This window comes from Moraxella nonliquefaciens, assembly GCF_001679005.1.
Classification (GTDB): Bacteria; Pseudomonadota; Gammaproteobacteria; order Pseudomonadales; family Moraxellaceae; genus Moraxella; species Moraxella nonliquefaciens.
Genome location: NZ_LXTW01000032.1, coordinates 518829 through 530150, shown reverse-complemented (window position 1 = coordinate 530150; position 11322 = coordinate 518829). Strand labels below are relative to the sequence as shown.

The 11322-nt window shown below is 43.0% G+C and carries 8 protein-coding genes, 2 tRNA genes and 1 pseudogene; 8 read left to right on the top strand and 3 right to left on the bottom strand.

The annotated features are described in order from the left end of the window. Positions 1-277 precede the first annotated feature (277 nt). From A7456_RS09395 to rpmG, 5 genes and pseudogenes are all read left to right on the top strand, one after another. Positions 278-1564, top strand: coding sequence for an aspartate kinase (locus tag A7456_RS09395; protein WP_066888072.1), 1287 nt, complete (start codon positions 278-280; stop codon positions 1562-1564). 151 nt (positions 1565-1715) lie between these two features. Then, a pseudogene (gene csrA / locus A7456_RS09390) lies at positions 1716-1883 on the top strand (carbon storage regulator CsrA); the annotation flags it as partial. Between the two features lie 90 nt (positions 1884-1973). Continuing rightward, on the top strand, positions 1974-2318 hold the full coding sequence (locus A7456_RS09385) for a HopJ type III effector protein (RefSeq protein WP_066891381.1): 345 nt from the start codon (positions 1974-1976) through the stop codon (positions 2316-2318). A gap of 276 nt (positions 2319-2594) precedes the next feature. Next, positions 2595-2831 (top strand): 50S ribosomal protein L28, encoded by a 237-nt coding sequence (rpmB, locus tag A7456_RS09380; protein ID WP_036362158.1) that lies wholly within the window; start codon positions 2595-2597, stop codon positions 2829-2831. 20 nt (positions 2832-2851) lie between these two features. Beyond that, positions 2852-3007 (top strand): 50S ribosomal protein L33, encoded by a 156-nt coding sequence (rpmG, locus tag A7456_RS09375; RefSeq protein ID WP_003659281.1) that lies wholly within the window; start codon positions 2852-2854, stop codon positions 3005-3007. A gap of 179 nt (positions 3008-3186) precedes the next feature. Here rpmG and A7456_RS09370 read toward each other — a convergent pair. Further along, positions 3187-3273, bottom strand: a tRNA-Leu gene (locus tag A7456_RS09370). Positions 3274-3295: 22 nt separating this feature from the next. Beyond that, positions 3296-3369, bottom strand: a tRNA-Cys gene (locus A7456_RS09365). A gap of 314 nt (positions 3370-3683) precedes the next feature. On the opposite strand from A7456_RS09365, the gene A7456_RS09360 reads away from it, so the two are divergent. The 3 genes from A7456_RS09360 (at position 3684) to A7456_RS09350 (ending at position 10105) form a co-directional block, all read left to right on the top strand. After that, positions 3684-5150 (top strand): efflux RND transporter periplasmic adaptor subunit, encoded by a 1467-nt coding sequence (locus A7456_RS09360; RefSeq protein WP_067009838.1) that lies wholly within the window; start codon positions 3684-3686, stop codon positions 5148-5150. Between the two features lie 9 nt (positions 5151-5159). Further along, positions 5160-8306, top strand: coding sequence for an efflux RND transporter permease subunit (locus A7456_RS09355; protein WP_067009835.1), 3147 nt, complete (start codon positions 5160-5162; stop codon positions 8304-8306). 74 nt (positions 8307-8380) lie between these two features. Continuing rightward, on the top strand, positions 8381-10105 hold the full coding sequence (locus A7456_RS09350) for an efflux transporter outer membrane subunit (protein ID WP_067009831.1): 1725 nt from the start codon (positions 8381-8383) through the stop codon (positions 10103-10105). 150 nt (positions 10106-10255) lie between these two features. On the opposite strand, the gene A7456_RS09345 is transcribed toward A7456_RS09350, so the two are convergent. Next, on the bottom strand, positions 10256-11212 hold the full coding sequence (locus A7456_RS09345) for a hypothetical protein (RefSeq protein WP_067009828.1): 957 nt from the start codon (positions 11210-11212) through the stop codon (positions 10256-10258). Positions 11213-11322 lie beyond the last annotated feature (110 nt).

Sequence of the window (11322 nt, the reverse complement as noted above, 5' to 3'; positions counted from 1 at the left end):
AAAGGGTGAAAAATTATTAATGATTAAAAGAACGAAGGATAATCACACTTATCATCTGATGGGGCTAAAATCAGCACCTGACCAACTTTGGTATTAGCCTTGGGCGTCAGTATTGGCACACAGATGATAAAATGCTTGTCATATACCGCCCAATCCGCTAAAATATTTAGGTTTTTATCAAAAAACTGTTACATTCAGTCTTAATCACCAAATTCACTATAACTGATTATAAATTAAAATCAGTGATGATCGTTATTTGATTTGTAAGGTATCATTCATGGCATTAATCGTACAAAAATATGGCGGGACTTCGATGGGGAACATCACTCGCATCAAAAATGTCGCCCAGCGTGTCAAGCGTTGGCATGACAATGGGCATCAGGTTGTGGTGGTGGTATCTGCCATGAGTGGTGAAACCAACCGCTTAATCGGTTTGGCTCGTGAGATCAGCTCCGATCCAGACCCTCGTGAATATGATCAGATGGTTGCCACAGGTGAGCAGGTATCTACTGCTCTACTTGCCATGGCATTAAAGGATTTGGGCATAAATGCCAAATCCATGACTGGCAGGCAGGTTGCCATCAAAACCGACACAACCCACACCAAAGCACGTATCGAGCATATTGACGCTGATAATCTAAAACAGGAACTTGCTGATGGTAAAGTGCTGATTGTGGCGGGCTTTCAAGGTGTTAATGAACACAATGACCTAACCACGCTAGGGCGTGGCGGTTCGGACACCACAGGTGTGGCAATCGCTGCTGCCATTGGTGCAGATGAATGCCAAATCTATACAGATGTGGACGGTGTGTATACCACTGACCCACGAGTAACACCCAAAGCCAAAAAACTCTCCAAAATCACTTTTGAAGAAATGTTAGAAATGGCATCTCTTGGTTCAAAAGTGCTACAAATCCGCTCGGTAGAATTTGCTGGTAAATATCAAGTACCACTTCGTGTCTTATCCAGTTTTGATGAGGGTGATGATGGAATATTTGATGATAAATTTAAACAAACTGTCGGTACGCTAATTACCGCTGATGAAGGAGATGATATGGAACGTGCTGTAATCTCAGGCATTGCCTTTAACCGTGATGAAGCCAAAATTGTTGTACTTGGCGTGCCTGATCATCCAGGCATTGCATCTGCTATTTTAAGCCCAATTGGCAGAGCCAACATTGAAGTTGATATGATTATCCAAAACATGTCCGAAAATGGCGTAACCGATTTTAGCTTTACCGTGCCACGTGGTGATTTTGATAAAGCCATGAAAATCCTAAATGAGCAAGTCAAAGATGACATTGGAGCAAGCGATGTTGTTGGCACAAGCGATGTTGTCAAGGTCTCTATCGTGGGTGTGGGCATGCGTTCACATGCTGGTGTGGCAAGTAAAATGTTTGAAACACTGGCATCCCAAAACATCAACCTACAAATGATTTCAACCTCTGAAATCAAAGTCTCTGTACTCATCAAAGAAGAGTGTCTGGAAAAGGCAGTTAAATCACTACATACCGCCTTTGGTCTTGACCGTGAAGATGGTGAGAGCAAGGTTGCAGGACTTTAACTGTCGTAAAATTTAATAATCAGCATGCAATAATCAGCATGATTGTTAAATTTTATAAAAAAAGCTGACAACTTACCCAAGAAGTTTTATAATAATGGCTTGGGTAATTTCTATTTTTTGCTTTATCATACTTTTTAGCAAGGAGCTATCTATGTTAATCTTAACCCGCCGTGTTGGTGAAACCTTAATGATTGGTGATGAGGTCAGTGTGACTGTGCTTGGTGTCAAGGGCAATCAAGTCCGCTTAGGTGTCAATGCCCCAAAAGACATTGCTGTGCATCGTGAGGAGATTTATCAACGCATTCAACACGAACGCTCTATGCAAATGCACATGAGTCATCTGGAACAAGGTAATTTTGCCCCACCATCATTTGACGATGACGATTATTTTAATCGCTGATGGTGTATGATGAATCATACTGACATTTCACGATTATTAAACGGCATTGAGCAGGGCAGTTTGACTTTTAAGGATGTGCTTGCCTTTATTGATGCTAATTATATTTATACACCTGTCATCTTTTATAACGGCGAGGTGGTCAATCATGTTGGCACGAACGAAGGTTCTGCCAAAGTGTTTAGTCTTGCCAAATTGCATGGCCTAAATCAGATTGATACCTTAAAGCTGTTTGCTGAGCATTATAAGATGGTACTAAACACGCCAGATGGTACCGACCATGCCAATATCCGTAACTTTTTGCATTATGGTTGGCAGGGCTTTGGTATGCCTGTGAGTGCTTTGACCGCACGTTAATTTTGCCAATTTCATGCTTGCTTTATAAAACTTATTCTACACAATAAGCCCATTTTAACAATTTTACTTGAAGTGTTAGTAAGATTGGTGTATAATTTTGGCTTTGATTTTTCTGTCTCTTTCTATTTATTGTCGCCTTTAACAATAATGATGAAATGACATCACTAACAAGTTTGAACAGTCCGCCAAGTCCATACCTAATTTTGTGGCGATTGTTTAAATGGCACAACCGATACCGCTCAATATCCGTGCCACATCGTAATATAGGAGTTCATCATGTCTCGTGTATGCCAAGTTACTGGAAAACGCCCACTTGTGGGTAATAACGTATCTCACGCTAACAACAAAACCCGTCGCCGTTTTTTGCCAAATCTACACAACCATCGTTTTTGGGTAGAATCTGAGAACCGTTTTGTGCGTCTTCGTGTATCTTCAAAGGGTATGCGTATCATTGACAAGCATGGCATTGAAAAAGTGCTTGCTGATTTGCGTGCCCAAGGTCAAAAGATTTAATTTAGCAAAAGGATAATACCATGAGAGATAAAATCAAACTTGTTTCTACCGCTGGTACAGGTTATTTTTATACCACCACCAAAAACAAACGCACCATGCCTGGCAAAATGGAAATCAAAAAATTTGATCCAAAAATTCGCCAACACGTTCTTTTTAAAGAAGCAAAAATCAAGTAATTGATGGTGTCAAACCATAAAAAAACCAAATTCGCCATTCGGATTTGGTTTTTTTATGGTTTAAAACATGTCACAAAATCATGATGATTTTTTATTTTTGGTCAGGCACACATCCGACTATGATAAAATGTTTAATAAAAAAATTCCCAAATATCACATATTTGGGAATTTTTAATAAATGGTGCCCGGGGCCGGACTTGAACCGGCACGCTCAAAAGAGCGAGGGATTTTAAATCCCTTGTGTCTACCAATTTCACCACCCGGGCGGATAACTAAAAGTTATCAAAATGGAGGCTGAGGTCGGAATCGAACCGGCGTACACGGAGTTGCAGTCCGCTGCATGACCACTCTGCCACCCAGCCTTAATTCTTCGGTCCATCAATGACCTAAGTGGACGCTATAATAGCATGTTTTTATAAAATTGCAAGTATTTTTTTAAATTTTTGTCACATTTTTTTAAATTTTTATCAAATTTAGTTTATTAAATACAAGGCTTACCCTTTATACTAAATTAGCGTATAATAGTGCGTCTTGCTGTTTTTAAAAACAGTAAAAAATTCAATGGTTTTAGCATTTTACTTTTATTGGTTTACTTTCTATCATGGGATGTCCTAATCAAAAAAGTAAAACCCTAAGACTCTTTTTAGGCAATTTTAAACATATTAAGCAGATACTTATGAAATTTAGTTTGCAAGTATTATCATTTTCTGTGCTTGTGGCACTTGTTACGCTGGTAGGTTGTGGCAAAAGTGAACAAAAAGCGGACGGTGCAGCAGTAGGAGCGGGTGAGCAAATGCCCCTAGCAAGCGTGGAGGTACAGACCGTAACTTTGCGTTCAATACCTGTGGTTAAATCTTTTTCAGCTCGTGTAACAGCAATTGAGACATCTCAGGTACGTCCACAAGTAACAGGCATTGTGGAGGCGGTATCTTTTCAAGAGGGCAGTTATGTCAAGGCAGGGCAGGAGCTATACCGCCTAAACCCTGATAATTATGTCAGTGCTGCTAACAATGGTATGGCCGCCATTCAGATGGCACAGGCGAGTTTGATTAGTGCCAAGGCAAGTTTGGTCGCCCAAGAGGCAACCCTTGCCCAAGCTCAGGCGGATTTGGCTCGTGTGGAGGGATTGATTGATATTGATGCAGTATCAAGACAGCTGTATGACCAATACATCACCGCTGTTAAAACCGCACAGGCAAATGTAGAGGCTGCCAAAGCCAGTGTCAATCAAGCCAATGCCTCCATTTATAGTGCTAAGGCAAACCATGATGCCAGTCGGCTTGATATCAGCCGTACCATCATCAGAGCACCCATTAGTGGTAAAATTGGCATATCAGCGGTTACAGCAGGCGCGTTGGTCTCTGCCAGTCAAACCACGCCACTTGCAACCATCTCACGCACTGATATGGTCTATGTGGATATCAAACAGTCATCATCAGAGCTACTAACAATGCGTCAACAGATGGCAAATGGTCAAGCAGGTGAGGGATTGCCAGAGGTGCAAATCATTTTAGAAAATGGCGAGATTTATCCACTTATTGGTCATTTGGCTCTGTCAGATGCCAGCGTGGATGAATCAACAGGGACTGTTAAGCTAAGAGCGGTGTTCCCAAATCCTGATGGATTGCTTATTCCGGGCATGTATGTCAATGCCAATTTGGCACAGTCAGTGGTGCATAACGCCATGCTGTTGCCCCAAAGTGCCATCATTCGCACCCCCAAAGGTGAAACGCAGGTTTATGTGGTCAATCACAATAACCAAATTGAGGTGCGTCATATCAAAACCAGTGGTACGCTCCAAGGTCAATGGGTAGTAACAGATGGTCTAAGCAATGGCGAGAGTGTGGTTGTGGTTGGAGGTGCCAAGGTCAAGCCCGAGCAAACGGTTAAGACATATCCATATTCATCAGGTGATAAAAACCCCCAAGAATCCAAGCGGACACCAAAACAAGTTGCCCAAACGCGTCCATCAGTCCCCATCATTAGCGGTCAATCCCTACAACAAAATGGAACAAACCAACCAAACCAACCAAGCCAAGAGCAAGCATTGCACCCTACTCAGAGTACAACACTAAAAGATGATAGCCGTGAACAGGCAGAAGCCTTGGCGATGGCAGAAGCTGCCGATGATGTGGCACAATAGGGGCGAATGATGTCAAAATATTTTATTAACAGACCCATTTTTGCATGGGTTATTGCTATTTTGATCATGCTTGTGGGTATCATTGCCATGCGTCATCTGCCTGTTGAGCAATATCCACAGATTGCCCCACCAACGGTGTCGGTGAGTGCTGTTTATCCAGGTGCTGATGCTCAGACGGTTGAAAATACGGTAACGCAGGTCATAGAACAACAGATGAAAGGACTTGATGGACTCATGTACATGTCATCTGGTTCATCAGCCAATGGTTTGGCATCCATCACGCTGACCTTTGAAAATGATGTAGACCCAGACACTGCACAGATACAAGTTCAAAACAAACTACAAGCAGCGACCAGTTCACTGCCTGTTGATGTACAGCGTCAAGGTCTGTCGGTAAACAAATCTGGCAGTAGCTTTTTGATGGTGGCATCTTTTATCTCAGAAGATGGCAGTATGACTCAGTCGGATATTGCTGATTATATCAACACCAACGTGGTAGACAGTCTAAGCCGTGTCAATGGTGTAGGTTCATTAAACGTATTTGGTTCACCTTATGCCATGCGTATTTGGCTAGACCCTGCCAAGCTGTCATCTTATGCACTCATGCCATCTGATGTTTTAACAGCAATTCGGTCTCAAAATGTGCAAGTATCAGCAGGTCAGCTTGCCAGTTTACCAACCGACCTTGACCGTCAAGTGATTAATGCAACTGTGAGTGTGCAGAGCTTTTTACAAACCCCCAAAGAATTTGGTCAGATTCTGCTAAAAACTGATACGTCGGGGGCAAAGGTTTATTTAAAAGATGTGGCGGATATTGAGCTGGGTTCGGAGAGTTATGCCGTAAAGACGCTTTATAATGGGCAAGAAGCGGCGGGCATGGGTATTATGCTTGCCTCTGGTGCCAACGCTTTGCAGGTACGTCAAGCAGTACAAGAACGCCTAGATGAGTTGTCGCAAGGTTTTCCTGCGGGACTAAAAATCGTTGTGCCTTATGATACCACGCCGTTCGTCAAACTCTCCATTCAGCAAGTGGTGATGACGCTATTAGAGGCGATTGTGTTGGTTTTTTTGGTCATGTTTTTGTTCTTGCAAAACTGGCGTGCGACCATTATTCCAACACTTGCTGTGCCTGTGGTTATCTTGGGAACGTGTGCGGTACTGTTTTTATTTGGCTTTACCATTAACATTTTGACCATGTTTGCGATGGTGCTTGCCATCGGTCTGCTTGTTGATGATGCCATTGTTGTTGTTGAAAATGTGGAACGCCTTTTAGAGGAAAATCCAAATATCTCGGTAAAAGAGGCAACTACCAGATCAATGGATGAGATTAGTAAAGTGGTTATTGGCATTGCCATCATTTTGTCGGTGGTATTTGTACCGATGATTTTCTTTGGTGGTTCATCTGGGGTGATTTATCGTCAGTTTGCGGTAACGCTGATTGCCAGTATGTCGCTGTCAGCGGTAATTGCTCTGATTTTTACCCCTGCTTTGTGTGTGACCATTTTAAAACGCCAACCCCATAAAGACGTTCATACCCAAAAAGGATTTTTTGGTTGGTTTAACCGCTTTTTCTTTAAAGCCAGTCGTGATTATGAACATTTTGTTGGCAAAACTTTTAATGCCAAATGGTTCTTTGCCATCGCCTATGTTGGCGTTATTATTGCTATTGCATTGATTTTTATGCGTCTGCCAACCTCATTTGTGCCAGAAGAAGATCAAGGCATGCTCATGACACTGGTGCAGTTGCCTGCTGGCTCAACCCTAGACCAGACCGAAGAGGTGATGGCAAAGGTGGGTGGCTATTTTCATGAACAAGAGGCGGATAATGTGGAATCGGTTTTTACCGTTTCAGGATTTAGTTTTGGTGCCAGCGGTCAAAATACAGGGCTGGCATTTGTCAAATTAAAAGATTGGGGTGAGCGAAACACCAAAGACAGTGTGGCACAGGCGATTGCAGGGCGTGCCATGGTGCTAAATGCCATGATTCCTGAGGCGACACTTGTGTATCCGATTGCCCCACCCGCCATTCAAGGCTTTGGCAATGCCAGTGGCTTTAATTTACAATTACAAGACATCGGTGGCGTGGGTCATGCCAAGTTACTAGACGCACGTAATATGCTCCTTGGTATGTCCGCCCAAAACGAGCATGTGGTTGGTGTTCGTCCCAATGGTCAAGAAGATGCTCCCAAGCTTAAAGTGAACATTAACCAAGAGCAGGCAGCAGCTTATGACCTAGATATGACAACAATCAATACCACACTTGCCCAAGCCTTTGGTGGCAGTTACGTCAATGACTTCATTGACCGTGGTCGTATCAAAAAGGTGTATATGCAAGGCAATCCTGACAGCCGTGCTACCCCTGAGGATATTAACAAATGGCATGTGCGTAATGCTCAGGGGCAGATGATTGGTTTTGGGGCATTCTCAGACAGTCAGTGGGAGTTTGGCAGCTTAGCCCTTCATCGTTATAATGGCTTATCATCGCTGAATGTGCAAGGTGCTGCTGCTGTTGGCAAAAGTACTGGCGATGCCATGCTTGCCATGGAGGAGATGATTGCACAGTTACCTGAGGGCATCGGTCATGAGTGGACAGGCCTGTCGTTAGAAGAGCGTAAATCAGGTGGTCAAGCCCTGTCATTATATATCATCTCCATGCTTGTGGTGTTCTTGTGTTTGGCGGCGTTGTATGAGAGTTGGTCTGTGCCATTTTCGGTCATGCTGGTCATTCCACTTGGGGTCATCGGTGCGGTTGTATTTACCATGTTGCGTGGTTTTGCCAATGATGTATACCTACAAGTGGGTCTATTGACGGTGATCGGTCTGTCCGCCAAAAACGCCATTTTGATTATTGAATTTGCCAAAGCCATCCAAGAATCTGGTAAATCTTTAAAAGAGTCGGTCATGACGGCAGCCCGTCTAAGGCTGCGTCCGATTATCATGACATCACTTGCCTTTGGTATTGGTGTGGTGCCACTGATGATTGCCACAGGGGCAGGCTCTGGCAGTCAAAATGCTGTTGGTACAAGTGTGGTTGGTGGGGTAATTACAGCGACTTTTTTGGGCGTGTTCTTTATTCCAATGTTCTATGTGTGGGTGCGTTCTGTGTTCCCATACAAACATAAAAAGACAACCAACATAAACACAAATAACGCCTAATACAAAGCATTGCCAAATTAGCCCATATTGTGTATCATGAGATGATTTGGGCTGATTTGGTTAAGAGAGAAATTATGAAAAATAACATAAAAACACCACGCCTATTCATGCTAAGCACGCTTGCTATTTTTATGAGTGCATGTAGTACCATTCCCCAAAAGTCTCAGAATGTATTGGCACAGCCTGCCGTGCCTGTGGCATTGCCTTATGAGGTTTTTGATACCAATACAACCATCAGTACGCCAAAGATACCGAGTATGGCAGGCATGCGTTGGCAGGATTTTTATGCTGACCCCAAGTTAAAAATCTTAATTGAGATGGGTTTGGTGCATAATAAAGACTTACAAGCAGCCATGTTGGCGGTACAAAGTGCCAGAGCTCAATATCAGATTAGCAGTACCAATGCTTATCCCAATATTGGCGTATCAGCTGGGGCAACTCATAGGGCAGATGCTCGTGATACAAATCCCAACACCAGTTATCGTGTTGGTCTTGCCCTGTCAAGTTATGAGCTTGATTTGTGGGGTAAAGTTGCCAGTACCAAAGAGTCGGCACTACATGATTATTTAGCACAAAACTCCGCCAAAGATGCTGCCCAAATTTCCATCATCTCAGCGATTGCCCAAGGTTATGTGAATCTAAGCTATGCCTTAGCCCAAAGACAGCTTGCCTTAGAAACACTCAAAACTCGTGAGCATTCGCTATTTATCAATCAAAAACGCTTTGAGGCAGGCATTGATCCCAAATCAACCAGTCTACAAGCACAAGCATCATTGGAGATGGCAAAATTAGCCATTTATCAGGCTGACACGAATGTCTTAAAGGCAAAAAACGGCTTACAACTGCTCATAGGCTCACCCATTCCTGATGAACTTTTGCCCGACATGGGGGTAGATGATATTACCACACAGACCTTATTTAGTGCAGGTTTGCCCAGTGAGTTGCTCTATTATCGCCCTGATATTATCCAAGCTGAACACCACCTAAAATCAGCAGGGGCAAACATTAATGTCGCTCGTGCTGCCTATTTTCCCAGTATTAGACTGTCAAGCGATGTCGGCTATGGTTCTAATCATTTGAGTGATTTATTCAAATCGGGGGCGTTTAGCTGGTCGGTAGGGCCATCCATCACCCTGCCAATCTTTGATGCAGGGGCAAGACGTGCTAATTATGAAGTGGCACAAATCGCTCAAAAGCAAGCTTTGGTAAGTTATGAAAAAGCCATTCAAACAGCATTTAAAGAGGTCTCTGATGTGCTTGCTACCCGTGCTACGATGGAGCATCAATTAAACTCACAGTATCGCCTACAAAAAAATTATCAAGAAACTTACAATATCGCTCACGCACGTTTTCGTTCAGGACTTGATGATTACCTAAATGTGCTAGATGCTGAGCGTTCACTCTTTGCCAATCAACAAAGTATTTTAAATTTACAGTTACAAAAGCTTCTAAGTCAAATTGAGTTATATCAAGCATTAGGTGGGGGAGCAACGCTCATCGCTGAACAAATCACAGACTTTAATAAACAGCGTCATGCCATGCAAAGTGCCAGTTTGGCAACTGATGAACAGATGGCAAATGCACACATTAAAGGGGATGATGCTGCCTACACACCAAAACTTATACAACCCAAACCCAATAACATTAGTGTGATAGAGCCGTCTAATGTGGGTGGTGTGGCAACAGAATTTGCCACAACCAACGACGCACAGGCAAGCACCATCTCTAACACGCACCCATCAAATACAACCATCATTACACCTACCGATGTGGGTGAACCTATACAAATAGCTCCTTGATTGTGCCGTTAAAAAGTCTGCAATCTGATACAGGTTGCAGACTTTTTTCATGGGTTTTCATTTCATAGGTTTTCATAGGTTGGGCGTGTTTGTTGTAAGATGACAGACGAAGATGACTGATGGAATGTGTCAAGTATCGCCATGCAAAACTTACTTTGATTGATTTTCATCATAAATGGCCACTTGTAGCCAAATGTTGGCTTGAATGTAGTCTTGTACTTGAATTTGATTGTTTTGCTCATCGCTGACGGCAGCGACACGCACCACAAACATCTTAGCATTATGTTCACGCAAAATCGCCACATCAAAGAGTGTGATGGGTACATCAAAAAACTCAGTGTGGCTAATACCGAGCACTTGACCTTGACACCATGCTTCATCTTCTTGTCCAAAGGTGTCGCCAAACAGATAAATACAACTCTCCCCAAAATTAATCTCCACAGGAGCAAGAGGGGTATTTTTATCATCATCTTTGGGTGTCCATGCCTTTATCTGTTCGTCAATATCATCAGGAATCACGCCATCATTGTCTGCCACAATGTCATTAAAGGCACGATGATAGCGAATGGCTTTGGGGTTTTTGACCAGTAGCGTCTCGTCTTTGTTGCTAGGCTCAATGTTGTACGCCCACGCACTAAAATTGGCATAATAAGTTTTTGGGGTTTTGTACTCATGGCGGTTGATGGCATAGAGTTGGTCAAAGGCGTAGATGGTAGTGCCATCGGTGGTTTTAAGGCGTAAAATGGCATCAGCGGTACGTTTACAACGAATCACACGTTCAATCTGACAGTGTAACCCATGAGGACTGTGTACCGCAGGATAGGCATTGATAAAGGCAGTAGGTTTACCATTATCCATGGCAAGGATTTGCTTGATATGACAAGGGGTATCTTGTCCAAGCAAAAGGGTCTTATGATCGGTACGCCCCACGGTCAGACCAGTAGGTAAAGTGGCACTCTCCAACATATTTTGGAGCCAATTTGGTACATCATCGGCGATATTATTGGTCAAGATGGCCCAATGATCACCATGTCCTGCATTTTTGTCGCAAGGCAAATCTATCTTTTTGGGTGGTAGTTCATGCTTATAGTCGTAATGAATGCTCATGGGTGTTCCATATGGATAAATATGTCATCTTTATAAGGGAAAATTTGAAAAAATCAAGGCATATCATCTTGTTGGTTTTCATAAAATTTATCAGTATGAATGACAAAATT

Coding starts and splice junctions, on each gene's coding strand:
- A7456_RS09395 (WP_066888072.1), top strand. CDS start 278: ATGGCATTAATCGTACAAAAATATGGCGGGACTTCGATGGGGAACATC.
- A7456_RS09385 (WP_066891381.1), top strand. CDS start 1,974: ATGAATCATACTGACATTTCACGATTATTAAACGGCATTGAGCAGGGC.
- rpmB (WP_036362158.1), top strand. CDS start 2,595: ATGTCTCGTGTATGCCAAGTTACTGGAAAACGCCCACTTGTGGGTAAT.
- rpmG (WP_003659281.1), top strand. CDS start 2,852: ATGAGAGATAAAATCAAACTTGTTTCTACCGCTGGTACAGGTTATTTT.
- A7456_RS09360 (WP_067009838.1), top strand. CDS start 3,684: ATGAAATTTAGTTTGCAAGTATTATCATTTTCTGTGCTTGTGGCACTT.
- A7456_RS09355 (WP_067009835.1), top strand. CDS start 5,160: ATGTCAAAATATTTTATTAACAGACCCATTTTTGCATGGGTTATTGCT.
- A7456_RS09350 (WP_067009831.1), top strand. CDS start 8,381: ATGAAAAATAACATAAAAACACCACGCCTATTCATGCTAAGCACGCTT.
- A7456_RS09345 (WP_067009828.1), bottom strand. CDS start 11,212: ATGAGCATTCATTACGACTATAAGCATGAACTACCACCCAAAAAGATA.